Source organism: Rhodococcus sp. 1163 (assembly GCF_002091985.1).
GTDB lineage: Bacteria > Actinomycetota > Actinomycetes > Mycobacteriales > Mycobacteriaceae > Rhodococcoides.
Window position 1 is genome coordinate 55,300 of record NZ_MKKX01000020.1, and the last position, 24,518, is coordinate 79,817.

Genomic DNA, 24,518 nt, shown 5'->3' on the forward strand with positions numbered 1-24,518 from the left:
GTGGATGCGACTCCCGGCCCGAACCACCGACCGGGTAGTTCGAAACACAAACGATACTTTCCGGAAATTCAAGACTCCGATTTCGTGCGCTTTCAACGGTTACAGTCCCACAATTGCAGCAGCCGAGGTCTCGAGGCTCAACCGACAACCGTCCGGAGGACGTGCGTGGCCCCAATTGTTCGATGGACCCGTAGGAAGATTCGACTTCGGCATCGCAGCCGAACCCCGCTTCGCTTCATCAAGCAAGCCCTCCTCCTGGCGATCCTCGGATCCATAGCCGCCGTGACGTTCGGCGGCACCGCGCTGGCCCAGGAACCGACGCCGACTCCCCCACCGTCGTCGTCGACATCTCAACCGCCGGCCGCCGACGCCGTTCCCGTCAGCGGCAGCCTCAACAACGGTGGCGAACGCCTGACCGACGTCGACGTACTGGCGCGCGATTCGACCGGCGACGAGGTCGCTCGAACGACATCCGAGAAAGGTGGACGCTGGACTCTCGAATTATCCCCAGGGTCATACACTTTCGAGGTCGACTCCGAGACGCTTCCCGACGGGGTCAGCGTTCAGGGCGAAGTGCAGCGCGAGATTGCGGCCGGCCGCACGAACACCGTGATCTTTTCGTTCGGTGAAGCGCGCACCTCAAATGAGCTTCCCTTCTACGAGAAATTCATCAGGACCACGGTCGACGGCTTCCGTTTCGGTCTCGTCATCGCCCTCGCTGCAGTCGGTCTGAGTTTGATCTTCGGCACCACCGGCCTGACCAACTTCGCGCACGGTGAACTGGTCACTCTCGGGGCTGTAGCTGCCTGGGTGTTCAACGTCAGCATGGGAATTCAACTGATCTATGCCACGATCCTGGCCGTCATCGTCGGCGTCGCCATCGGATGGCTCAACAACGCGGCCATCTGGAGACCACTGCGAAAACGCAAGACCGGTCTGATCGCACAACTGGTGGTGTCCATCGGCCTTGCGATTGCACTGCGATACCTGATCCTCATCTTCTTCTCCGACCGCGCCGAGCCCTTCGACGACTACCAGGCTCAGACCCAGAACGAGTGGGGTCCGTTCGCCATCACCAACGTCAATCTGGCGTGCATCATCATCAGCATCGTCGTGCTCGTCGGCGTCGCGCTCATGTTGCAACGCACGCGGATCGGCAAAGCGATGCGCGCCGTCGCGGACAACCGTGACCTTGCGGCGTCGTCGGGCATCAATGTCGAACGCGTCGTGACATTCGTCTGGTGCATGGGCGGCGGGCTCGCTGCTCTCGGTGGCGTCCTGTTCGGACTGTCCGAACTCGGCGGTCGCGTGCAATGGGAGATGGGCTTCAAGCTGCTACTCCTCATGTTCGCCGGCATCACCCTCGGCGGGCTCGGAACTGCATACGGAGCGCTCCTCGGCTGCGTGATCGTGGGGCTGCTCGTGCAGTGGTCGACGATGTTCATCAATCCCGATCTCAAATACATCGGAGGCCTGCTCGTCTTGATTCTCATCCTCGTCGTCAGACCTCAGGGCATACTCGGCTCGCGGCAAAGGATCGGGTGAATCGATGGATATTCTTGCAGCTCTTCAAGTTTCACTCGCGCAGCTGATCGGTCCGTCCGCAATCTTCTACGCATTACTCGCCATCGGCTTGAACCTGCACTTCGGTTATGCGGGACTACTCAACTTCGGCCAGATCGGGTTCGCCCTGCTCGGCGGATACGGCGTCGGCATCATGACGGTCACCTATCAGCAGCCGTTGTGGGTCGGTATCCTCGTCGGTCTCGGTGCGGCCGGACTGCTCGCGCTCGTCCTCGGCATCCCGACGCTTCGGCTGCGGGCTGACTATCTGGCTATCGTCACGATCGCGGCCTCGGAGATACTCAGACTCGTCTTCCGCTCGACCGCAACGGATTCGGTGACCGCATCGACCAACGGACTGTTCGGTTTCGCTGATCCGTTCACGTCGCTGAGTCCCTTCGACTCGGGGAAGCAGTACTCGTTCCTGGGCGTCAAATTCTATGGCGACGACCTATGGTCGATGGTGGTGGGTTGGACACTCGTACTCGTTCTCTGTGGCTTCGTGTACCTGCTCACACACAGCCCGTGGGGCCGCGTCCTCAAGGCTGTGCGCGAGGACGAGGACGCTGCGCGATCGCTGGGTAAGAACGTGTTCGTCTACAAGATGCAGGCCCTTGTCATGGGCGGTGTCATCGGCGGCATGGGCGGCGTGTTCAACGCACTGCAGACCAAATCCATCAACCCGGACTTCTACTCCACCGCGCAGACCTTCTTCGCATTCGGAGCTCTGATTCTCGGCGGTGCCGCGACGGTGTTCGGACCGGTGCTCGGTGCCATGTTGTTCTGGTTCCTACTATCGATCCCCGACGCCATCCTTCGCCAGGCGATCACCGGCCCCGATCCCCTGCTGGACCTCAGTGAGCAGCAGGTCGGTGCGACTCGATTCGTACTGTTGGGGATCCTGATCGCTGTTCTGATGGTCTTCAGACCCCAGGGTATTCTCGGGAACAAGCGGGAGGTCCAACTCAATGCCTGACACCTCATCGGCTTTGGCCGCACGCGCTGCCAAAGCTCTCAGCTCCGAAGAGCGAAGAGCACTGTTCGCAGGCGTACCGAGCACTCCCGGCGCACCGAAGCCCGACCCAACCCTGGTCGTCGACGGCGTCTCACGGACGTTCGGCGGGCTCAAAGCGGTCGACGTTGCCCACCTCGAGATTCAGCGCGGCTGCATCACCGGACTCATCGGACCGAACGGCGCAGGCAAAACCACGCTGTTCAATCTGCTGACCGGTTTCGATCGACCCGACACCGGCACCTGGTCGATGGATGGCCAGTCACTCGGGAAGATGCATCCGCATCAGGTTGCCCGCAAAGGCGTCGTGCGCACCTTTCAGCTGACGAAAGCACTCTCGAAGCTCACTGTCCTGGACAATGTCCGCCTCGGCGCCACCGGGCAGAAGGGCGAACGCATACTCAACACGTTCATGCCATGGACGTGGAAAGCCCAGGAACGGGAGATCACCGAACGCGCCTACGATCTCTTGGCTCGATTCAAGCTCGACGCCAAGGCAGACGATCTCGCCGGCTCATTGTCGGGCGGGCAGCGCAAACTGCTCGAAATGGCCCGTGCGCTCATGACCGACCCGGCTGTGGTGATGCTCGACGAGCCGATGGCAGGCGTCAATCCTGCTCTCACACAAAGCCTGTTGGGGCATATCAAATCACTGCGCGACGACGGAATGACCGTGGTGTTCGTCGAACACGATATGGACGTCATCCGAGATATCAGCGACTGGGTCGTCGTTATGGCACAGGGCAGTGTCATCGCCGAATCCACGCCCGAGGAACTGTCGAACAATGGCGCTGTCGTCGACGCGTACCTGGGAAGTCACCACGACCAGGCGCTGGAATTCGACGAGAACGGCAACCCCGTCGGTGCGACCGCCGAACTGGCCGAAGCACTCGCGCAGGCAGAGGCCGAAGAGCTCGAGGCCGGCGGTGACCTGTCGGAACCCGAATTTTTCGCTCCGGACGTCGTTAGAGGCTCTGCTGCGGCTGACAGGCCTGCCAAGGGAGAAGACGACAAATGAGCGAACCCGGTACACAAAAGTTGACCGCCGCAGAATTTGCCGCGACCCCGGCAGAGCATGCTCGGCTGGCCGAAGGCGCGCTACTGCGAGCCGACAATTTGGTTGCGGGATACATTCCCGGCGTCAACATCCTCAGTGACTGCAACTTCTTCCTTCGCGACGGTGAGATCGTCGGCATCATCGGCCCCAACGGGGCAGGTAAGTCGACACTTCTGAAGACTCTGTTCGGGCTGATTCCCGTGCGCGAAGGTTCGGTCAAGCTGCGCGGTGACAACATCACTTCGGCCGAAGCGCACGTGCTGGTGACGAAAGGCGTCGGATATGTTCCGCAGACGCAGAACGTCTTCCCGTCGCTGACCATCGAAGAGAACCTCGAAATGGGAATCTATCTGCGTCCCAAGAAGTTCGCGGAACGCTTCGAGTTCGTCAGTGAACTCTTCCCACTCCTGGGTGAGCGTAAAAGGGTCAAGGCGGGCGCACTGTCCGGCGGTGAACGCCAGATGGTCGCGATGGGTCGCGCGCTCATGATGGAACCGTCGGTGCTGCTGCTCGACGAGCCGTCGGCGGGCCTGTCGCCGATGTTCCAGGACGAAGTGTTCATTCGCTGCAAGAAGATCAATGCGGCAGGCGTCTCGATCATCATGGTCGAGCAGAACGCGCGTCGGTGTCTTCAGATCTGCGACCGCGGCTATGTCCTCGATCAGGGCCGAAATGCCTACACCGACACCGGGACCAACCTGATGAACGACCCGAAGGTGATCGAGCTCTACCTCGGAACGTTGGCAGGAAGCAAAGAGAAATAACCACGCTGCGCAGGATGCCGACACGGTTGTTTCCGTGTCGGCATCCTGCGCGATCGCTTTCGGAGAACTCGTCGACATCCTCTGTCGTCATCGACAAAGCCAGCTCCGGGCCTGTCGTCAGCCGGCCTCGCCATCGCACCCGCACGCTGGTACCTCGACCCCGGGCCGACCATCCTGCCCCTCTGTCGCGTAACCGTCACGCTTCCATCAATCCAACCAGCCGAGCATCTCCTTCACCCGAAAGCTCCTGCAACACAGAGCCCCTGACGTACCTGCCAGTTCCGCGTAGCTCTCACTTCTGCGCGCCACAGAATGCTGTTGGGCACGACAACGGGAGCCCCGTTCTGCCGAGCAGAACGGGGCTCCCTAGTTGAATCAGTCGATCACTCGCCAACGACGATGAATCCATCTGTGGTCAGTGTGTTGTCCGGCCCGAAGACCAGGTTGCCGTAGGAACCGGTGGCGGGTTCGCCGCCGTCGGTGAAGTTCAGCGCACCGGTAATTCCGTCGTAGTCGATATCGGTTCCAGCCTTGACGAGGGGCAGGCACTGCGCATAGCTCGTGCATTTGGTGCCGTCTTTGGTGACGCTGTTGATGTTTGCCGCGATGTCCGTGCCTGCTGTGGACTTGGCCTGCTCGGCGGCGAGCGCCGAGATCACCACCGCGTCGTAGGATTCGCCCGCGTAGTTGAAGTCCACCAGGGCCGGGTTGATGGCCTTGAGTCGATCCTGGAATGCCGGGCCGACGTCGGTGAGTGGCGTCGTCCCTCTCATCGTGTCCAGCAACGGCTTTGCCACGGATTCGCCGAGTGCGTTACCCATGTTGCCGTCGACGCCGAAGACAGCCATTCCGTCGGACGGTCCGATGCCGACCTCGTGCATACGGGTGATGATCTTCGCCGATTCCTCGAAGCCGATAATCGCGACGGCATCGGGTGCGAACGTCTTGACGTCGTCCACCTCGGCGTTGAACGACTGCGCGTTGGGATCGTAGATGATCTTCTGAATCTGATCCGACGGAATGCCCGCAGCCTCGAGATTATCGACGGTGTTGCTGGCGAGACCCGTTCCGTAGGGATCGTTCAGCGCGAGAATGGACACGCGCTGTGCACCGTCCTCAGCGATGAGCTTCGAGAGCGCCTGTGCCTGCAGCACGTCGGTCGGTGCGGTACGGAAGTACTGCCCCTTGTCGGCGTAGCAGACGAACTGATCGGACGTATTGGCCGGCGAGAACTGGACGACGCCTGCACTGGCGATCTTGTCGATGACCTTGAGAGACACCGAGGACGACGCTGCACCGATGATGACGTCGGAGCCACCGGCGAGCAGGCGGTCGACGGTCGTCGTCGCGGTATCGGTGGTCGTGTCACCCGAGTCGCCGGGGATGAGCTGGACGGGCTGGGCGAGTACGCCACCGGCCTCGTTCACGTCGTTGATGGCGAGTTGGACACCTGCAACCTCAGGCGGCCCGAGGAACGCGAGAGTTCCGGTCTCGGGGAGCAGAGTTCCCACGACAAGCGGAGTGGTGACAGGCGTTGCGCCCGCAGTGGCCATTTCGGGCGTGCAGTCGGTCGAGACCGTCTCTTCTGCTGCCGAGCTTCCGCCGGCGGCGCTGGTGCTGTCACTCGAATTCGAATCGTCGTTCGAGGAACATCCGAACAGTGCCAATGATGCAGCACCCAACACCGCAGCCGTGCGGACGTAGGTCCGTTTTGCCATCTAGGGTCTCCTTGGTTTGCTCATCGCTATGAAGCACACCTGAGTCATATGAGGCTCTTGTGTGGATCAGACGGTAGCTGTCCGAGGCGATTTGCGATCAGCGAGAACGAGGCTCGTGACCTTACTGTGACCTGACGGGCAAAAGTTTTACGTGGCCGTAGCCTGAGCACTCCACCGAAGCCGAAAACCTTCGCTTACGCCGTGTTGTCCAGAGTCTCGATGATGATGAGTGCCACAGCTTTCATCGTCGTCCGACGGTCCATCGCTGCGTGCTGAATCCACTTGAACGCCGCAGGCTCGGTCAGCGACTGAGACTCCATCAACTTGCCTTTCGCGCGCTCGATCAGCTTCCGCGTCTCGAGTCGCTCCTGCAGATCGACGATCTCGCTCTCCAGCGACGAGATCTCCGTGTATCGACTGGCCGCAAGTTCGACTGCCGGTATCAGGTCCGCCTTCGAGAACGGCTTCACCAGATAAGCCATGGCACCCGCATCCCGCGCCTTCTCGACGAGTTCTCGCTGACTGAATGCGGTCAGGATCACCACAGGTGCGATGCGCTTCTCGGCAATCTCCGACGCGGCGTCGATGCCGTCGCGGCGAGGCATCTTCACATCCATGATCACCAGATCGGGTCGGAGTTCGATTGCCAGATCCACCGCCCGTTGACCGTCGGCCGCCTCACCCACCACCTCGTACCCTTCCTCGCGAAGCATTTCCACGAGGTCGAGGCGAATCAGAGATTCGTCCTCGGCAACTACGACACGAAGTGCGGGCTTGCCACTACCTTGCGCAACAGGAGCATTCATACGTACCAGTCTCCTTCGACAGTCATCGCCCATCAGTGCTCGAGCCTTTGAAGGGTACCGGTGCAACACCCCCGCGGCGCATCTTCTAGACTCGTCAATCGTTGCTTGAAGATGCCAGCCCTCGTATCCCAATTGGCAGAGGAAACGGATTCAAAACCCGTCCAGTGTGAGTTCGAGTCTCACCGAGGGCACCACGTAGTACAGGTCAAAGATTCACTGTGAACCGACACCCGCCAGGGTGTCGTGTTTCGCCCGGTGCCTTGCCCCGCATCGGGTGCCATACCGGTTACCAGGATTCGATCGCGGCATGAGCGGGTGCGGCAGACTCCGTTGCGGCCCGAGCATGACTCAGAGTCACTCCGATCGGGATGCTCACGATCAGTACGAGAAGTATCAGGCGATAGCCCACCGCAGGTATCCACCGAATAGCGTTCCGGGTCGACCGAAGAGTGAGCACCAACGCGATCACCAACGGGACCGCCCCGATATCGACGAGGATCGGAACCCGAAGTAGCGCACCGACAATCACCAGCAGATTGCCCAGATTCCAGCCGGCCAGCCGAATCCATGACAGCTGCGACGTCGGAGCGGGGGCGCCGGTCACCGTGTGGCCGACCGCTAGCGCACATTGTGCGACACCACACACCAATACCGAATATGCCGCGAGCCAACTGCCTCGCTCCAGGTCCAGTGGGCCCGTCACCGCAGCGACGAGCCCACCGGTGATGACGAAGCACACGCCCAGAACGTAAGTGACGCGTAGGGCGTCTACCTTCATCCGTAGTCAGGCGGTCGCCGGCTCGTCCACGACCCCGCATTCACAGACATGATCGGTTGCCGCATGGTCCACTCCTGCAGCGACAGTCGACGTCTTGGCTTCGACCTTCGCCCACAGAGCTGCCAAGGATGCCGCTTTCGACTGCGCGAGAGCAGGCAGCGCGCGACTTTCATAGGTACGCAGGTACTGGCCGAGGTACACCCGCAGACCCGCGACCTCGGCAGCGCCCTCGACGGCGGACTGTGCTTCCGCTACTCGGAGGCTCGACGCAACGATCGCGTCGCGCTCGTGTACGACTCGATCTGCCAATGCCTCGTCGACCTCGCGCAAGGCCCGACCGAATTCCGCTGCCTCGGCGTCGAGGAGGTCGGTCAACGGACCGGTGCACCACGCGAGGAGTTCGATACGCGTCCCGACGGCCAAGCCCTCATCCCCCGCACTCGCGGCGTCGATCACTCGCGTCGCGTAGCCGGAAAGCGCGCCGGATACTTCAGCGTGCCGATTCAGGACTGCCTCGATAGCGGCGGCATCGGCGCCGGTGCTGGCGAGGACCACATCGGATCGCGCCGGCTCCTGGATGGCTTCTGGCGTCTTCGCCTTCTCGGACGGAGCCCGTTCGAGCAAGAAGAGCAGTAGGTGAGCTGGGGTGATCGCTTCGACAGAGTGCGGAACGCGCGCATCGACATGAACTATCGCCCCGGCCGACATGTCGATCCGTTCGCCGCCGACCTCGATCACGGCATTTCCTGAAATAGACTGCAACACAATGGGTACCGCCGCAGTGTGCTCGGTCATCACGGCACCGGAATCGATGGTCAAACGAATCATCGTCACTCCCGGCCCCTTGAAGACACGGCGAGTCTTGACCTTGCCCTTCTCGACCGGACGCACGTGCTGCGCGTCATCGGTATTTTTGGTTACCAACGTGTGAGTTGCCGCTTCCATGAATAGAAAGTATCACAATGCTTTTTAATCACCTAGGATCGATAGCATGATGCGAGACTTGAGAGACCGGCACGACGTCGAGACCATGGTCGGCGACTTCTACGAACGAGCATTCGCCGACCCGTTGATCGGTCCGATATTCACCGAGATCGCGGTCATGGATCTAAGCCATCACCTGCCGATCATGTGCGACTTCTGGGAAACAGTGCTGTTTCGCGTAGGCAAGTACAAGCGCAACGCGTTCCAACTCCACGTCGCACTGAACGATAAGTTCCCACTGGAGCAGGAACACTTCGACCGGTGGCTCGAAATCTGGGTCGCCAACGTCGACGAGAGCTTCGCCGGACAGAAGGCCGAGGCAGCCAAGACCCAGGCGCGCCGGATCGCCTACTCGATTCATCGACGGCTTCACGCGAGTTCACGTCGCGAGAACAAATCCGTGAGTACGCGCAGCGTCCAAGCGGGTCTGTGATGTCTGAATTTAGCGGATAGTGATACTTTCAAACAATGGCTGATCGGAGCGACAATGCCCATCACGCCGCGCTCGCATCCGAAACGCGGCGGCAGATACTCGACATGCTCGTCGAGTCTCGCGATCCACTCGACGCGCTGAGCATAGCCACCAGAATCGACCTGCATCTCACCACTGTTCGGTTTCATCTCGACCATCTCGAAGGCTCTGGAATGGTTCGGCGCCAGCCGATCTCGGAGAAGCGTCGCGGACGGCCCCGAACTTTCTACACTGCCACGCCAGTGGTGCGGAGCGAGACTTCGCAAGTACAACTCATCGACGTACTGGCCGAGGCGTTGGCGACCCACGACGACGGTGGCCGCGCGAGTGCGGAAGACGCAGGAAGGCAGTGGGCAGACGACATCATTGCCCAGAACACGATGGCCGGAACGAACAGAGTCGAGCTGCTGACCGTCCTCGACCAACTCGGCTTCGACCCACACACCGATGCCCAGGGAACGATCGAATTGCGAGCCTGTCCGTTTCGCGACTCGGCGGTGGCGCATCCACAAGTGGTGTGCTCGGTGCACCGCGGCCTGATCGAACGAATCCTCGAGATCGAAGAGGACACCAGCCCGAATGTCGCGCTACTCCCCTTCGTGCAACCCGACTTATGCGTGATCACAGGGACGAGACGAATAAGCCATACCTAAAAACTCCTGGTAAACGGCCTTGCGGATAGGGCCTATGGTGGGGCCATGTACATACCTAGCAATCTTCGTTGCCATGACAGAGGCGCAGGCACATTATGTGCGGAGCGTGTCACTCACCGGTTCGGTGATCCCGCCGGCACCTCGGACGCCAAGTGGGTCTACTACCAGTGCAGTGCGGACACACAGCACACCACCGGATATGTCGACCGCCCGATGACCGACTGACCGAGCTCAGGTTCGTCGAGCGCGCCTTTGTTCGCGGGATCAGACTCAGGACAGGCATTTCGTGACTTTCATCCGTCGAATCGGTCACGGCACCAGCGAGACGTCGATACGGCGTCGAACGCTTCCCGGCGAGACGCCGAGCATCCGTTTGAATGCTCTCGAAAATGCTGCTTCGGATTGGTAGCCGCTACGTTTGGCCAGTTCCGCCACGGAGACATCATGGGACCGAAGAGCATCATGAGCGCTCCGCATTCGCCACTCCGCAAGATAATGCATCGGCGATTCGCCGACCATCGACGTAAATCTCGCTGAGAACGCCGACCTCGACATCGACACCCTTGTAGCCAAAGACGCAACCGTCCATCGATGGTCGGGTTCTCGATGAATCAATGCCAATGCGGGCCCGATGCTTACATCCTGCAGTGCACCGAGCCAACCGACCTTCGACGCTGAATCATGTTCGATCCATGACCGAAGTGCCTGTATGACAAGGATGTCCGACAACCGAGTAATGACTTCCTCTCCCCCGGGCCGACGTTGCCGCGCCTCATCAGCGACCAAGCCGAGCGTGCTGTGCATCCAGGACAGGTGTGGTGACGGCTCAGATTCGACGACGACCAGCGGTGGAAGCGATCGGATCAATCGAACCGCCGACGGGTGGTCGAGACGTACTGCACCACAGACCAATATTGTTGCCGCGCCCCCACTCCCGTGTTGAATGACCGCGTACCGATCGCTGAGGTAGTCGTGCGGTAGGTCGTGGACCATGGGCGCATCCTCCGCCGCATCGACATCGCTGGACAGCATGTGCCCGAGACCGTGTGGTATCAGAGCGAACTCACCGGGAACCAAATAACGTGGCTGAGTACCTTCGACGCTGAGCAGGCATCTACCGCTGGTGACGACATGGAACCACAGGCAGTCCTCCATCACCGGCATCTCGAGGCCCCAAGGCTCGGACAGCTCGGATCGGCAATAGAACGTGCCCGTCATCCGGAGAAAATGCAGCGCCTCACCCAACGGGTCCGACGATCTCCATGGATCTTCTCCTCGCATACACCGACCGTAACCCAATCTGGACGATTGAGCATGAAACAGCGATCTTGAGTCATAGAAAGTCTTGGACCGGCAGATCAAACTGGGTTCCATCCACCAATAGCAACGGAAGGAAACCTCATGATCACGGTGATGGGTGCACGCGGACACGTCGGCAACAAGATCGCACACTTCCTACTCGATGGCGGCCTGCCTGTTCGAGTCCTGGGAAGAAGCGCGAGGACGCTGGATGATCTCGCGAAGCGCGGCGCGGACGTGCGGGAATTCGATCTCGCGGACACCGCTCAGCTCGCTGAGCTGCTACGCGAGTGCTCCGCGCTGTTCGCGATGGTCCCCAGCAATCCGTTCACCGAAAACTATTCGGCCGAACAGGACCGATTCGGGGTGTCGATTGCATCGGCCATATCCGTGAGCAAAATATCCACGGTCGTCGCGTTGAGCAGCCTGGGCGCCGACCGACCCGACGCACCGGGAGTGATCGGCGCGCTGCATCGCCAGGAGGCTCGACTGCGTGCCCTCACCGGCGTTCGCGTGACGGCCCTGCGTCCGGTGTCCTTCTTCGAGAATCTGCTGGCAGCCGTCGACCAGCTTGTCCAGCAAGGCAGCCACGTCGATTCGATCGTGTCGGATCTACCTATCCCGATGATCTCGGCCAGTGATATCGCGGCCGCCGCAGCAGATGCGCTCGTCGACCCCGATTGGGACGGTTATGCCGTCCGCGAGCTCCTGGGTGAACGTGACGTGAGCTACATCGAAGCCACCACCATTCTGGGTAGGCACCTCGGCATCACCGATCCGCGGTATGTCCAACTGTCGTACGCCGACATGGCATCGGTTCTGACAACTATCGGATTTTCGCTCGAGTACTCCCACCACTACGTGGACATGACCCGGGCGTTCAACAGCGGTGAACTGACCGAGCCGGTACCTCGCACATCCGCGAACACCACGCCCACGAGCATCGAAGCGTTCGCTGCGTCGTTGTCCGTAGCGGGGAGCCCCTCGTGATCGAACGAACGACCGCCGTCGCAACCATGGTTGCTGCTATCGGCTGCGGCCTCATTGCTGGAGTCTTGCTCGCCTTCTCGATCTGCGTCATGCCTGCGCTGAAGAATCAACCACCGTCGGCGGCAATCGCGACGATGCAGCAGATCAACGTCTCGATCGTGTCACCGAGCTTCCTGACCTTGTTTATCGGCAGTGCCGTTGCCGCGATCGTCGCGGCCGTTGGATCCATCTGGTTCGGCACCGGATCGCAGAGCCTCGTAGTGGTCGGCGCAATTCTGTATGTTCTCGGCTGCGTCGTGGTCACGATGGTCGTCAACGTCCCGCTCAATGACACGTTGGCGACAGCAAGTGCAGACTCCCCGGCCGGCGCTCAGGTCTGGTCGGACTACCTGGACAGCTGGATTGCGTGGAACCACGCACGCACAGGCGCAGCCGGAGCCGCCTGCGTCGCATTGACGATCGCCGTCAGATGTCAGTCCTCCCTCTAGTCCTGCAGGCTGGAATCCTGGTGTCGTGCCTTTATCTCCGCTTCGAACCTCTCGATCAGCCGATCCGCCTCGGCCAACGTGTCGTCTCCGGCTCCTTCGTCCATCGAGGCGTCACGCCCCCGCCGGAGTGCAGCCAGTTCTGCGTCGAGCTCATGGTTGTCGAGTACTCGTGGGTCCAACATGATGGCCATTGTCCGTCAGCCACTGCTACCCATGCAGCGCTTTCGCAACGTGAGATTGTTTCGATCATGACCACCATCCACAGCTTTGCGCCGATAGTCTCGGACAATGCGCACACGCTGATACTCGGATCGATGCCGGGAATCGCGTCGCTGACAGCCCAGGCCTACTACGCACATCCACGAAATACGTTCTGGCGGATCATGGGAGAACTGTTCGAGGCCGGACCGAACCTGGACTACGAAGATCGCGTTGCCGCGCTACGACGCCACGGCATCGCCGTCTGGGATGTGATGAAGCTGTGCACGCGGACAGGAAGCCTCGACTCCGCGATCGTCGAATCCTCCATCGAGATCAACGAAATCGCCGCGCTCCTCGACTCTCACCCGTCGATCGAGCGGATCTTCTTCAACGGCGCCAAGGCCGAAGCCAGCTATCGCCGGTACGCGCCGACGACGGTGCGGACCGCCGAAGTCACGACGACTCTGCTCCCGTCGACGAGTCCGGCGCACGCGTCCATGAGTTTCGAGACCAAGCTCGCTGCGTGGGCGGTCGTCGACCGCTGAACTCGGTTGCGCTGGGCCGTCGTTGGTATTTCAGGTCGTCTCTGCGGTTATATCTTCGGTGAGAGAACAATGATCCCAGCCACCCATGGAGCATGCAATGAATGAGAACCGCCAGGAGATCGTCGAGCAGCTCACCGAAATCGCTTGGATCCTCGACCACAAGGAGTGGCGCCGCCTCGGCGAGATCTTCACCGAGGACGCCGAGGGTTACGGTCAGCAGGGTCTGCCTGCGATCACCGCCAACACCATCCGCTATCTCGGCCGCTGCGGGCCCACCCAGCACTTGACCGGCAACTACCGCGTCCGTGTCGATGGAGACCGGGCCACGTCGACGAGCTACATCCGGGCCATACACTTTTCCGCGCCGGGGCGCCCGGTGCAGCACTGGGACTTCGTAGGGATATACGACGACAGGTGGTTGCGCACGGATGCGGGTTGGCGGATCACCCACCGTTCATGTCAGCCCTTGGGCACCCTCGGCGACCTTGTCCTCCCGGTGGAGGACGGCGCCTGACGCGCTCCATCGTCAGCGACCGTCGGTCCTCTCGAGGCACTGCCTGACAACTACGTGGCCAGTCGTTCTTTCTTGGGAAAGTGTCGGATGAGACCCTCTTGGACGACGGTGGCCAACAACAGCCCGTCCATCGAGAAGAACCGACCGGTGGCCAAGCCCCGCGAGCCGGCAGCTACCGGTGATTCGGTGGCGTAGAGCGCCCATTCGTCGAATCGGAACGGCCGGTGGAACCAGATCGAGTGATTGACGGTCGCCGCAACGATCCGATCGAACCCCCATGAAAGCCCGTGAGTGGTGATGATGGAATCGAGCACTGTCGTGTCCGACGCATACGCCATCGTGGCCGCATGGTAGATCGACGCATCGGGAAGTTCGCCGTCGGCTTTCATCCACACCCGATTGTGCGTGAGCCTCTCACCGGTTCCCTGCATGATCCAGGTCGGGTCGTTGGCGTAACGCATGTCGATCGGCTTGAGTGCGTTGACGAACATCTGCAGGCGATCTTCGTATCCGATGAAGTGATCGCCGAGCGGAGGCAACGCATCCGGGTACGGCACATCGGGTAGTTCGACGCTGTGCTCGAGCCCCTTACCGAAGTCCTGGAACGCGGCCAACATCACGAACAGCTCGTTGCCGTCCTGAATCGCGGTGACCTGGCGGTTGGCGAATGCGCGTCCGTCGCGCTGGATGGACACGTGATAGTCGATGGGTTTCTTGACGTCTCCGCCACGGATGAAGTGTGCGTTGACAGCGTGCACATCGCGGCTGGTGCCCGCGACCGTCTTACCGGCAGCGATCAGAGCTTGAGCGACGAGTTGACCGCCGAAGGTGCGGCTGCCCACCTGGCGCGGGTGCACCCCCCGGTACACACCTTCACCGATCTCCTCGAGGTCGAGCAACTCGAGAAGCGTCTGCAGATCCGTCTTCACATCGGTCCCGGGTAATGCCGCGGCACCGGGTCCCCCCACATCTGCCACTTACCGGTCCTCTTCCCCAATTCGGTGCACATGGATCAAGTTGGTCGAGCCTACTGTGCCGGGGGGCGCACCGGCGACGATCACGACCTGATCGCCCTTGTTGTACCGGCCGAGTTCGAGCAAGGCCTTGTCCACTTCGAGCACCATTGCATCGGTGGTTTCGACTTCCGGAACCAGGAATGTCTCGGTCCCCCAACTCAACGCAAGCTGACTACGCACCTCCGGAATCGAGGTGAACGCGAGTAGCGGGAGCGAGGTATGCAGACGAGACAAGCGTCGTACGGTGTCTCCGGACTGAGTGAATGCCACAAGCGCCTTGGCGTCGAGTCGCTCACCGATGTCCCGGGCGGCGTAGGAGATGACGCCGCGCTTCGTACGCGGGGTGTGTGTCAAGGGCGGAACGCCGTCACCCTCGGTCTCGACTGTTTCGACGATCCGAGCCATCGTACGGACGGTCTCCATGACGTATTTGCCGACGGAGGTCTCACCGGAGAGCATGACTGCATCGGTGCCGTCGAGAACCGCGTTCGCCACGTCCGACGCTTCAGCTCTCGTAGGCCGCGAATTCTCGATCATCGACTCGAGCATCTGAGTCGCGACGATGACGGGCTTCGCGTTGGCGCGAGCGATTTGAATGGCACGCTTCTGCACCAGGGGTACCTGTTCGAGCGGCAACTCGACGCCGAGGTCGCCGCGGGCGACCATCACAGCGTCGAATGCAAGAACGATGGCTTCGAGATTGTCGACTGCTTCGGGCTTTTCGATCTTGGCGATGACCGGCACTCGGCGGCCGACTCGGTCCATGATGGAGTGGACGAGTTCGACGTCGGCAGGCGAACGGACGAAGGACAGAGCAATGAAGTCGACGCCGAGGTCCAGGGCGAATTCGAGGTCCGCGATATCCTTTTCCGACAGCGCCGGAACCGATACGTCCATACCCGGCAGGGACACGCCCTTGTTGTTGCTGACCGGCCCGCCCTCGGTGACCCGGCACAGAACGTCGTTCCCTTCGACGCCGGTGACGACGAGCCCGACCTTGCCGTCGTCGACCAGCAGGCGGTCACCTTCCTTGGCGTCCTGTGCCAACTCCTTGTAGGTCGTCGACACCCGATCATGGGTGCCTTCGACCTCGTCGACGGTGATGCGCACCAATTCACCGGCGGCCCAGGTGGTTTTACCCTCGGCGAATCGACCGAGGCGAATCTTCGGGCCCTGGAGGTCGGCGAGAATTCCCACGGCCTTGCCGGTGAGATTCGATGCCTCTCGAACCCTCTCGTAGTTCGCCTGATGATCGGGGTGATCACCGTGGCTGAAATTCAGTCTGGCGACATCCATTCCACTCTCTACGAGTTCACGGATTCGCTCACTGGTAGCGGTCGCAGGTCCAAGGGTGCAAACGATCTTCGTACGTCGGCTCACGAACACGAGCCTAGTCGGTGTGTCGCTTCGACTCGTCGGCAGAGGCGGCCAACAAAAATCTACCGATGAGTAATAAGACGCAGGCACTGGTGAAAGCAACTGCATCGGTTCAGAGGCCGGTGCTGCTTGCCCTACTCAGGGTCCCGCCGATCGAGCCAGGATGTCCGGTGTCCCGTTCGACACCAGCGGCAAGAAGACACAGCCGGGTGAGCCACCGCAACAACCACGGCCCGGCGACCAACAGAACCACACCCGGCACGCAATGCACCGCCATAGCTCCAGCGAGTATTGGCCCGCCCCATGCCAATTCGTAGAACGACGGGTTTCCCACGGCGTACGCCGGCCACACCACGGCACGCACTATCAGGGCGATAGTCCCTGTCGCCACCCCGATCGACAGAACGACCGCGAGCAGCGAGGTCAGGTGTGAACCCAAGTCCCGCCACATCCGACCGGAGCGAAGCTTGGCAACAACCAGGACGTACGGGTTCCGCCGCGACGACACCGCGGGCCGGTTCGGCGGGGAAAGCGGCACCCCCACTACGGCGGCAAGGACAGCACGCCGCGCGGTCGCACTCGCCTGCACGATGCTCGCGAACACCAATGCAAGTGGCGCCAACACGAGTGTCGCAACCGCGACAACACCAAGCGCGAAACAAACCGTCGCCAGCGCGAGACCGACGAGAGTGAGCGGCAGAGCAACAACCAACATGGCGAACTCACGGAGAATCTCGAGAGAGCGGTGGGGCCGCGCCCCACCACTTGTTGCCGTACTTCGGTCCGCATACGAACACCGGAATCGTCGACCGCCCGTTCCCTGCCGTAGCGATATGCGGGTCATCGCGCGAAGCGTCAGTCCCGAAGAGGCCGCCCGTGCTGGTCTCGCACGCTGCCGGTCAGCATCATGATCCCGTCGATCAGCGGCCAGATCCCGCCGATTCCGCAGGTCAACCACGTGACTGCGATCTGAGCGACCGCCATGCCCGGCTGATTGAGGTAGAAGCGTCCCGCGCCGAAAGCACCCAGAAGGATTCCGAGTAAACCCGCTGTCAGTTTGGACCTGTCCGAGAACGGCTCACCGGTGACAGGATGCCTACCGTACGGCGCCATGGGATCGACTCCGTACGGTGCTCCTGGATAACCCCCGTAGGCAGGTTGCGGCTGGTAACCGGGGAGTGGTGGGTATCCCGGCTGCGGCTGATATCCGGGTGGCGGTGGAAATCCTCCCGGTGGCGGTCCCGATGGCGGTGGACCGTAACCGCCGCCCTGGTACTGGTCGTAATACTGCTCGTTGGGGTTCGGCTGCGGGTAGCCAGGATCCGGCGCCCCGTACACCGGGCCCGACTGGCCGTAAGGAGATGCGCCGAAGTTCTGTTCGGGCGAAGTATCGCCTTGCGACGGTGCCGTATTCGGCTTGTCGAAACTGACTCCGGAACCTGGCCCATTGTCGGAGGCGGGGTCGGAGGCGGCGAGAGGTGGATAGCTCGGCGACTCGCCCCACCCCGGACCATTGCCGATACCAGAATGCACGGCCCATCCAGGGCCCGAACCCGATCCCGATCCGATTGCACCGGTCACCGGTCCGGTCTCCGAAGTTGCAGGCTGCTCGGACAACGACGCCTCGGCAGTTGCGTCGTAGTCGAACGGCGTGCCGAAATCGGGTGGCGTCTCGATTCGTTCCGTCTCGCTGTTGGATCCCTCATCGGAGGACCCACTCTCGGGCTTGTTGTCGGGCTCGCTCACCGGCTACTCCTTGCTCGAAATCGATGGCAGCCAGCACAGCCTGCCACATCCATACCGTCAGATCCTTCAGCTTTCGGCGCCCGCCGAAAGCTGCGGGTCGCCTGCCTCACTTACCGGGGGAATCCTTCTCACGACCTGACGTCGGGGCAGAGTCCTTCTCGAGCTCGACCGCCGCATCAGTCGTCTTCTCGGTTGTCGACTCGGACTCTTCCGACTCGGTCTTTTCCGTATCGGCGGAGGCGCTCGTGTGGTCCTTGGACTCGAGGCTTGCCGGATCTTCGCGGCCCTTCTTTGCCAGTACGAAGTAGAGAACCGCCAGAACGAACACGATGGCCGAGGTGAAGGTGTTGACGCGAATTCCTGCGATATGCGTGGCGTAGTCGTCGCGAAGTAGTTCGACCCAGAATCTACCGGCGCAGTATCCGGCGACGTAGAGAGCGAACAAGCGCCCGTGGCCGATGGCGTATCGACGGTCGACGACCACCAACAGCACAACGATGGCGAGGCTCCACAGAAGCTCGTACAGGAACGTCGGATGAACGATTTTTTCGAGCACGCCGTTCGATACACCCGTCAGAGGATCGAGGCGGCCGGCGGAGTTGACGCGTTCGAAGATCTCCAGGCCCCAGGCTCGCGTGGTCTCTCGTCCGTACAGTTCCTGGTTGAAGTAGTTACCGATACGGCCGATCGCCTGGGCGAGCAGGATCGGCGGTCCGACCGCATCGCCGAACGCGGGCAACGGGATTCCGCGACGACGACAAGCGATCCAGGCGCCGACTCCTCCGAGGAGAACTGCACCCCAGATTCCGAGCCCGCCTTCCCACACCTTGAGCGCGCGAACCGGGTCACCACCCGGCCCGAAGTAGGTGCTCCAATCGGTGATGACGTGGTAGATGCGGCCACCGAGCAGGCCGAAAGGCACTGCCCAGACGGCGACGTCGAGCACTGTGCCCTTGGTTCCACCTCTGGCCACCCATCGGCGATCACCCCAGACGACGGCGACCACGATCCCGACGATGATGAAGAGAGCGTATGCACGGAGCGCTATCGGTCCGATGTACCAAACACCTTGCGGCGGACTGGGAATGTACGCCAGAACTGCAGTCGAGGGTCCTAAGACGGAAGTCACAGGGCTACGTTAGCCGAACGGACACCCTCGGCGAGTTCGCTGGTCAGAGCCGCGACGGCATCCAGACCCTTGTCGACTGCGGACACCAGGGCCGAACCGACTATGACTGCATCGGCGTACTTTGCGATCTCGGCGGCCTGCGCACCCGATCGCACACCGAGACCGACACCCACCGGTATGTCGGAATGCTTGCGGATCCGGGCAGTCAGTTCAGGGGCGGACGAGCTGACGACATCACGAGCCCCGGTGACGCCCATGGTCGACGCGGCGTAGACGAATCCACGGCTGGCCTTCACTGTGCTGGCCAATCGCTCTTCGGTCGAAGACGGTGCAACGAGAAAGATGCGATCGAGATCGTGTGCATCCGAGGCAGCGATCCACTCGTCGGCTTCGTCAGGGATCAGATCGGGAGTGATGATGCCGAGGCCACCTGCACTCGCGAGATCCCGGGCGAAAGCGTCGATGCCGTATCGCATCACGAGATTCCAGTAGGTCATCACGATTGCCTTGCCGCCGCTCGCGGAGACTCTCTCGACGACCGTGAACACGTCACGCACTCGAGCACCAGCACGAAGTGCGGTATCTGCCGCAGCTTGGATGGTAGGCCCGTCCATGACGGGGTCGGAGTACGGAATACCGACCTCGACGATGTCACAGCCTGAAGACACCATGGTCTCGAAGACCTCGATCGACTTCTCGACCGTCGGGAATCCCGCCGGGAGGTAGCCGATCAGTGCGGCCCGATTCTCGTCTTTGCACGCTTTGAACGTGGCGCCGAGCCTGGAAGGTCGTTCGGTCATGCGGGGTCACCCTTTTCGCCGTCTACGTGCGCTTCACCGTCTGCGTCCACCAGACCGAACCATTCGGCGGCGGTATCGACGTCTTTGTCGCCGCGCCCGGAGAGGTTGACCAGCACGATCTTGTCCTTGCCGAGTTCTCGTCCCAGCTTCAGCGCGCCCGCGATCGCATGCGCAGATTCGATCGCCGGAATGATGCCCTCGGTCCTGCACAGCAGTCGAAAAGCCTCCATGGCCTCGGTATCGGTGATACCCCGATACTCCGCGCGCCCGATGTCGTGCAGATAGGAATGCTCCGGACCGACACCCGGGTAGTCCAATCCCGCTGAAATCGAGTGTGATTCGGTGGTCTGGCCGTCTTCGTCCTGCAAAAGGTATGAGTACGTCCCGTGCAAAGTGCCCGGGGAGCCGCCACTGATGGTGGCCGCGTGCCTACCGGTGTCGACGCCATCTCCTGCAGCTTCGAATCCGACGAGGCGGACGGACGGGTCGTCGATGAACGCGTGAAAAATCCCGATAGCGTTCGATCCGCCGCCGACGCAGGCGGCAATGGCGTCGGGAAGGCGTCCGGTCGACGCTTGAACCTGCTGGCGAGCTTCGAGTCCGATGATCCGCTGAAAGTCGCGGACCATGGATGGAAACGGGTGCGGGCCGGCCACGGTTCCGAAGCAGTAATACGTATCGTCCGCATGCGCGACCCAGTCGCGCAAGGCCTCGTTGATTGCATCCTTCAGCGTCCGCGACCCCGAGGTGACAGCCACGACCGAAGATCCGAGCAACCGCATTCGTGCAACGTTGAGAGCCTGACGTTCGGTGTCGACCTCACCCATGTACACGACGCATTCCAGCCCCAGCAGTGCACACGCCGTGGCCGTCGCGACACCGTGTTGCCCTGCTCCGGTTTCCGCGATGACCCGCGTCTTGCCCATTCGCTTGGCGAGCAGCACCTGCCCGAGGACATTGTTGATCTTGTGAGAACCAGTGTGGTTCAGGTCTTCTCGCTTGAGCAGAATCCTTGCGCCGCCGGCATGCTCGGACAACCGAGTGGCCTCGAACACCGGGGAGGGTCGCCCGGTGTAGTCGCGCTGGAGTCGATCCAGCTCTGCCAGGAATTCCTCGTCACTGCGTACCTTGTCGTATTCGACGGTGACTTCTTCGATGACGCCCATCAGCGCCTCTGGAACGTACCGCCCGCCGTACACACCGAAGTGCCCGCCGATATCGGGATCGTGTTTGCTGCGGTCGGTCAACCCGAGGCTGCTCTCGGGTAGATCGCCGCCCTTGAAACGGGGGCTCTGAAGGTGGCTGGTCACCTCTCCAGTCTGCCCCAGCGACCGCTACGACCGAAATTCGGGGTTTTATTACCCGCCTTACACGACGAACCGGCGCAAACAAGCGCCGGTTGGTCGTGATTCAGCGTGCAGGCTTGGGGCAGGACGGATGCGTTCCTGCGGTCACCAGATCGGATACGGCAGTACGCGGATCACCGCTGGTGACGAGTCCCTCGCCCACGAGCACAGCGTCGGCACCTGCGCCTGCGTAGGCGAGAAGATCTGCCGTTCCGCGCACACCGGACTCGGCGACTCGAATGATTTCGCTGGGCAGTCCGGGAGCGATTCGGCCGAAACTGTCTCGGTCGATCTCCAGGGTCTTGAGATTGCGGGCGTTTATCCCGATGATGGTGGCGCCCGCCTCGAGAGCCCGATCGGCTTCGGCTTCGGTATGTACCTCGACGAGAGCCGTCATACCGAGCGACTCTGTCCGATCGAGCAGAGACGCGAGCGCCTGCTGCTCCAACGCTGCGACGATCAGCAGAATGACATCAGCTCCGTGGGCACGCGCCTCGTGAATTTGATAAGGCCCCACGATGAAGTCCTTGCGCAGCACCGGAATGCTCACTGCTTTGCGCACGGCGTCGAGGTCGGCCAGCGAACCGTTGAACCTGCGTTCCTCGGTGAGAACGCTGATGATTCTTGCCCCGCCCAGCTCGTATGCCTGAGCCAGTACAGCCGGGTCGCCTATATCGGCCAATGCACCCTTCGACGGACTTGCGCGCTTGACCTCGGCAATAACGCCGATTCCGTCCTCGTGCAGTGCCGCGGTCGCATCGAGCGGTGCAGGAGCCTTCAAAGCGGCAGCCTTCACGGCAGCGAAATCGACGACCGATTCGCGTGCTGCGACATCGGCGCGAACACCGTCCAGAATCGAATCGAGAACAGTCATGGTGACCCGAGTCCTTTCCATCGGTGACCTGATGTGAGGAAACTCATCGAGGTCTTCACTAGCGTAGAGGGCGGTTTCTGTGTCACGAATTCCGGGGGCCGGACTCGTCGGTAGGATCCTCGCCCGCGTCGAGGGCATCCCACAGCATTCGTTCGGTCAAGTCTTCTCCCTCCCCGTTCGCCCCAGTGCCGTCTGCGGCAGACTTGGCCCGACGCGCAACTTCCTCGCGGCGACTGGCTGGGGCGTCGTACTTCGAGGACAATACCTTCCGCGTGGTCGGTTTCCGAAACAGTGCAACGGCGGCGAACAGGGCACTCACTGCGCCTATCAACGCAAGGACAGCGGGCAAGGCGAACGCAACCGTCGAGGTCACCTCCGCACGTGCCGGGAGTTCGGCGATACTGGCCGCCTTGGAATCGGAGACTTCGCCCAGCAGAGATTCGAGTGCAGGTAGGCCTGCGCCGACGGCAACGAGCAGAACGAGAATTGCGAGGACTCTCGACGCAATTCCCTTGACTGCGAAGGACGCTGCGACGGCCGCCAGAAGTGCAAGTGCAAGTGGTGTGGATGCCGCAGCCCACGCACTACCGAGCAGATCCGTCGATCGTTCCTCCCCCAGACCGTCGAACGAAGTGACATGTACCCACGTCATCCTCGAACTTCCCCAGAGGCAGGCTGCACCGATGAGTAGGAGAACAACGGCCACTGCTCCAGAGCGGGACCGACTGCCCTTCGGCGATGTCGCGTCCGAATCGATGGGATTCACGCTCGACGAGTCCGATCTGGCCTTGCCGGGTGTCGCATCCTCACTCACAGGTCTGTACCTCCGACCGGGCGCAGCGACTGCGCGGCCGCAACGGCACCGAGTACCGCCATCGCCTTGTTCTTGGCCTCGGTGTCCTCGTACTCGGCGACCGAATCTGCCACGACACCGGCTCCCGCCTGCACGTAGGCCGTCCCATCCTTGATGAGCGCGGTGCGAATAGCGATGGCAGTGTCGGCATCACCGGAGAAGTCGAGATACCCCACGATGCCCCCGTACACGCCGCGTCTGGTCGGCTCCAACTCGTCGATCAATTCCATGGCCCGTACTTTGGGGGCACCCGACAGCGTGCCCGCCGGGAAGCACGCCTTGACCGCGTCCAGTGCCTGCTTGCCTTCCGCGAGGCGGCCGGCAACGGTCGACACGAGGTGCATGACGTGGCTGTAGCGCTCGATATGCCGATACTCGCTCACCCGAACGGTGCCCGGCGTGCAGACTCGGCCGAGGTCGTTGCGTCCCAGATCGACGAGCATCAGGTGCTCGGCGTTCTCCTTCTCGTCTGCCAGCAGATCCTTCTCGAGAAGAACATCCTCCTCCTCGGAGTCGCCGCGCCACCTGGTTCCCGCGATCGGATGCGTCGTCGCCAGACCGTCCACGACGGTCACCAGTGCCTCGGGGCTCGAACCCACGATCGAGAACGCCGTCTCACCGTCGGCACCGGGTACGTGCATCAAATACATGTAAGGACTCGGGTTCGAGGCACGCAACATCCGATAGACGTCGATGGGAGCTGCGTCGGTGTCCATTTCGAAGCGCTGTGACAACACCACCTGAAAGGCTTCGCCGGCCTCGATCTCCTCGACGAGCCGATGCACATCTTTGCCGAAGCCCTCGGACGTGCGCTGCCGCCGATACTCGGGTTTCGGGCGTGCCATCGTCGACACCGTGGACGAGGCGGGCGCTGCCAGATCCGCACACATCCGATCCAGCCGGGCGATCGCGTCGTCGTACGCCTCGTCCACGCGGTCGACGGTGCCATCCCAGTTGACCGCGTTGGCGATCAGTGTGATTGCACCCTCGTGGTGATCGACCGCGGCGAGATCAGTCGCCAGCAGCATGACCATCTCGGGTACATGCAGGTCGTCCTGGGCATGATCGGGGAGTCGTTCGATCCGGCGGACCGCGTCGTACCCGAGGTACCCCACCATTCCACCGGTAAGCGGCGGCAGGTCCGGCAACCGTTCGGAACGGAGCAGTTCGAGAGTCTCGCCCAGGACCTCCAGAGGGTCACCACCCGACGGGACACCGGCGGGGACGTTCCCACGCCACACTGCTTCCCCGTCTTCGACGGTCAACGCTGCAGGGGTGCCTGCACCGATGAACGACCAGCGCGACCATGATCGGCCGTTCTCCGCCGACTCCAACAGGAAGGTGCCCGGACGATCGCCGCCGAGCTTTCGGTACGCCGACAGAGGTGTTTCGGAATCGGCGAGAACCTTCCGTACTACCGGAACGACGCGATGTTCGGCGGCAAGCGCTCGGAATTCCGCTCGACTGGTCGTCGCCCCCCTGTCGACGCCGTCGTGAGCACCGGGCACTGTCGTGGTCTCGCCATGCATACCC

At 61.8% G+C, this 24,518-nt stretch carries 27 protein-coding genes and 1 tRNA gene; 12 read left to right on the forward strand and 16 right to left on the reverse strand.

The features are described 5' to 3' along the window. Nucleotides 1-237 precede the first annotated feature (237 nt). The 4 genes from BJD99_RS09170 to BJD99_RS09185 are packed head-to-tail and all read left to right on the forward strand — an operon-like array spanning nucleotide 238 to nucleotide 4,396. Nucleotides 238-1,545 carry a branched-chain amino acid ABC transporter permease gene (locus tag BJD99_RS09170; RefSeq protein ID WP_084346742.1) on the forward strand — a complete coding sequence of 436 codons (1,308 nt, stop codon included), beginning with the start codon at nucleotides 238-240 and terminating at the stop codon, nucleotides 1,543-1,545. A gap of 4 nt (nucleotides 1,546-1,549) precedes the next feature. Beyond that, nucleotides 1,550-2,539, forward strand: coding sequence for a branched-chain amino acid ABC transporter permease (locus tag BJD99_RS09175; RefSeq protein ID WP_084346533.1), 990 nt, complete (start codon nucleotides 1,550-1,552; stop codon nucleotides 2,537-2,539). After that, on the forward strand, nucleotides 2,532-3,593 hold the full coding sequence (locus BJD99_RS09180) for an ABC transporter ATP-binding protein (protein ID WP_084346534.1): 1,062 nt from the start codon (nucleotides 2,532-2,534) through the stop codon (nucleotides 3,591-3,593). The genes BJD99_RS09175 and BJD99_RS09180 overlap by 8 nt, the downstream gene beginning before the upstream one ends. Then, on the forward strand, nucleotides 3,590-4,396 hold the full coding sequence (locus BJD99_RS09185; RefSeq protein ID WP_084346535.1) for an ABC transporter ATP-binding protein: 807 nt from the start codon (nucleotides 3,590-3,592) through the stop codon (nucleotides 4,394-4,396). The genes BJD99_RS09180 and BJD99_RS09185 overlap by 4 nt, the downstream gene beginning before the upstream one ends. 383 nt (nucleotides 4,397-4,779) lie before the next feature. Here the strand turns inward: BJD99_RS09185 and BJD99_RS09190 are convergent, their stop codons facing one another. After that, complete coding sequence (locus BJD99_RS09190) at nucleotides 4,780-6,114, reverse strand: ABC transporter substrate-binding protein (protein WP_084346536.1); 1,335 nt, start codon at nucleotides 6,112-6,114, stop codon at nucleotides 4,780-4,782. Nucleotides 6,115-6,308: 194 nt separating this feature from the next. Beyond that, complete coding sequence (locus BJD99_RS09195; protein ID WP_084346537.1) at nucleotides 6,309-6,920, reverse strand: ANTAR domain-containing response regulator; 612 nt, start codon at nucleotides 6,918-6,920, stop codon at nucleotides 6,309-6,311. 117 nt (nucleotides 6,921-7,037) lie between these two features. On the opposite strand from BJD99_RS09195, the gene BJD99_RS09200 reads away from it, so the two are divergent. Next, nucleotides 7,038-7,114, forward strand: a tRNA-Leu gene (locus BJD99_RS09200). Between the two features lie 92 nt (nucleotides 7,115-7,206). Here BJD99_RS09200 and BJD99_RS09205 read toward each other — a convergent pair. Together BJD99_RS09205 and BJD99_RS09210 are read right to left on the reverse strand one after the other, a co-directional pair. Further along, nucleotides 7,207-7,698, reverse strand: a complete 492-nt coding sequence (locus BJD99_RS09205; RefSeq protein WP_084346538.1) for a hypothetical protein — start codon at nucleotides 7,696-7,698, stop codon at nucleotides 7,207-7,209. Nucleotides 7,699-7,704: 6 nt separating this feature from the next. Then, complete coding sequence (locus BJD99_RS09210) at nucleotides 7,705-8,643, reverse strand: cupin domain-containing protein (RefSeq protein WP_143542099.1); 939 nt, start codon at nucleotides 8,641-8,643, stop codon at nucleotides 7,705-7,707. Nucleotides 8,644-8,689: 46 nt separating this feature from the next. On the opposite strand from BJD99_RS09210, the gene BJD99_RS09215 reads away from it, so the two are divergent. The 3 genes from BJD99_RS09215 to BJD99_RS09225 are packed head-to-tail and all read left to right on the forward strand — an operon-like array spanning nucleotide 8,690 to nucleotide 10,032. Then, the gene (locus tag BJD99_RS09215; RefSeq protein WP_179142262.1) at nucleotides 8,690-9,115 is read left to right on the forward strand and encodes a group III truncated hemoglobin; all 426 of its coding nucleotides are present in this window, start codon (nucleotides 8,690-8,692) and stop codon (nucleotides 9,113-9,115) included. 35 nt (nucleotides 9,116-9,150) lie between these two features. Then, the gene (locus BJD99_RS09220; RefSeq protein WP_084346540.1) at nucleotides 9,151-9,807 is read left to right on the forward strand and encodes a metalloregulator ArsR/SmtB family transcription factor; all 657 of its coding nucleotides are present in this window, start codon (nucleotides 9,151-9,153) and stop codon (nucleotides 9,805-9,807) included. A gap of 45 nt (nucleotides 9,808-9,852) precedes the next feature. Then, nucleotides 9,853-10,032, forward strand: a complete 180-nt coding sequence (locus tag BJD99_RS09225) for a hypothetical protein (protein WP_084346541.1) — start codon at nucleotides 9,853-9,855, stop codon at nucleotides 10,030-10,032. 84 nt (nucleotides 10,033-10,116) lie between these two features. On the opposite strand, the gene BJD99_RS09230 is transcribed toward BJD99_RS09225, so the two are convergent. Continuing rightward, nucleotides 10,117-11,088, reverse strand: a complete 972-nt coding sequence (locus tag BJD99_RS09230) for an AraC family transcriptional regulator (protein ID WP_084346542.1) — start codon at nucleotides 11,086-11,088, stop codon at nucleotides 10,117-10,119. 120 nt (nucleotides 11,089-11,208) lie between these two features. On the opposite strand from BJD99_RS09230, the gene BJD99_RS09235 reads away from it, so the two are divergent. Then, nucleotides 11,209-12,096: an NAD(P)H-binding protein gene (locus BJD99_RS09235; protein ID WP_084346543.1), complete on the forward strand. Its 888-nt coding sequence runs from the start codon at nucleotides 11,209-11,211 to the stop codon at nucleotides 12,094-12,096. Beyond that, on the forward strand, nucleotides 12,093-12,584 hold the full coding sequence (locus BJD99_RS09240; protein WP_084346544.1) for a DUF1772 domain-containing protein: 492 nt from the start codon (nucleotides 12,093-12,095) through the stop codon (nucleotides 12,582-12,584). The genes BJD99_RS09235 and BJD99_RS09240 overlap by 4 nt, the downstream gene beginning before the upstream one ends. On the opposite strand, the gene BJD99_RS09245 is transcribed toward BJD99_RS09240, so the two are convergent. After that, nucleotides 12,581-12,766, reverse strand: coding sequence for a hypothetical protein (locus BJD99_RS09245; RefSeq protein ID WP_136172107.1), 186 nt, complete (start codon nucleotides 12,764-12,766; stop codon nucleotides 12,581-12,583). The two genes, BJD99_RS09240 and BJD99_RS09245, sit on opposite strands and share 4 nt — an antisense overlap. A 66-nt stretch (nucleotides 12,767-12,832) precedes the next feature. Between BJD99_RS09245 and BJD99_RS09250 the strand changes: the two genes are divergently transcribed. Beyond that, complete coding sequence (locus BJD99_RS09250; protein ID WP_084346546.1) at nucleotides 12,833-13,330, forward strand: DNA-deoxyinosine glycosylase; 498 nt, start codon at nucleotides 12,833-12,835, stop codon at nucleotides 13,328-13,330. A gap of 97 nt (nucleotides 13,331-13,427) precedes the next feature. Next, nucleotides 13,428-13,844, forward strand: a complete 417-nt coding sequence (locus BJD99_RS09255; protein WP_143542100.1) for a nuclear transport factor 2 family protein — start codon at nucleotides 13,428-13,430, stop codon at nucleotides 13,842-13,844. 50 nt (nucleotides 13,845-13,894) lie between these two features. On the opposite strand, the gene BJD99_RS09260 is transcribed toward BJD99_RS09255, so the two are convergent. From BJD99_RS09260 to BJD99_RS09305, 10 genes are all read right to left on the reverse strand, one after another. Then, complete coding sequence (locus tag BJD99_RS09260) at nucleotides 13,895-14,821, reverse strand: acyl-CoA thioesterase II (protein WP_084346548.1); 927 nt, start codon at nucleotides 14,819-14,821, stop codon at nucleotides 13,895-13,897. Next, complete coding sequence (gene pyk, locus BJD99_RS09265; RefSeq protein WP_084346743.1) at nucleotides 14,822-16,240, reverse strand: pyruvate kinase; 1,419 nt, start codon at nucleotides 16,238-16,240, stop codon at nucleotides 14,822-14,824. A 109-nt stretch (nucleotides 16,241-16,349) separates the two neighbouring features. Then, entirely contained in the window at nucleotides 16,350-17,081 is a 732-nt protein-coding gene (locus BJD99_RS09270) for a sensor domain-containing protein (protein ID WP_084346549.1), read from the reverse strand. Nucleotides 17,082-17,092: 11 nt separating this feature from the next. Next, nucleotides 17,093-17,983, reverse strand: a complete 891-nt coding sequence (locus BJD99_RS09275) for a TM2 domain-containing protein (RefSeq protein WP_084346550.1) — start codon at nucleotides 17,981-17,983, stop codon at nucleotides 17,093-17,095. Between the two features lie 106 nt (nucleotides 17,984-18,089). After that, nucleotides 18,090-19,112: a prolipoprotein diacylglyceryl transferase gene (gene lgt / locus BJD99_RS09280; protein WP_084346551.1), complete on the reverse strand. Its 1,023-nt coding sequence runs from the start codon at nucleotides 19,110-19,112 to the stop codon at nucleotides 18,090-18,092. Further along, nucleotides 19,109-19,912, reverse strand: a complete 804-nt coding sequence (gene trpA / locus BJD99_RS09285) for a tryptophan synthase subunit alpha (RefSeq protein WP_084346552.1) — start codon at nucleotides 19,910-19,912, stop codon at nucleotides 19,109-19,111. The genes lgt and trpA overlap by 4 nt, the downstream gene beginning before the upstream one ends. Then, on the reverse strand, nucleotides 19,909-21,222 hold the full coding sequence (trpB, locus tag BJD99_RS09290) for a tryptophan synthase subunit beta (RefSeq protein WP_084346553.1): 1,314 nt from the start codon (nucleotides 21,220-21,222) through the stop codon (nucleotides 19,909-19,911). The genes trpA and trpB overlap by 4 nt, the downstream gene beginning before the upstream one ends. Before the next feature lie 100 nt (nucleotides 21,223-21,322). Further along, nucleotides 21,323-22,132: an indole-3-glycerol phosphate synthase TrpC gene (gene trpC / locus BJD99_RS09295; protein WP_084346744.1), complete on the reverse strand. Its 810-nt coding sequence runs from the start codon at nucleotides 22,130-22,132 to the stop codon at nucleotides 21,323-21,325. An 82-nt stretch (nucleotides 22,133-22,214) separates the two neighbouring features. Further along, nucleotides 22,215-22,898 carry a TIGR02234 family membrane protein gene (locus BJD99_RS09300; RefSeq protein ID WP_373270532.1) on the reverse strand — a complete coding sequence of 228 codons (684 nt, stop codon included), beginning with the start codon at nucleotides 22,896-22,898 and terminating at the stop codon, nucleotides 22,215-22,217. A 44-nt stretch (nucleotides 22,899-22,942) separates the two neighbouring features. After that, nucleotides 22,943-24,514, reverse strand: a complete 1,572-nt coding sequence (locus BJD99_RS09305; RefSeq protein ID WP_084346554.1) for an anthranilate synthase component I — start codon at nucleotides 24,512-24,514, stop codon at nucleotides 22,943-22,945. Between the last annotated feature and the right edge of the window lie 4 nt (nucleotides 24,515-24,518).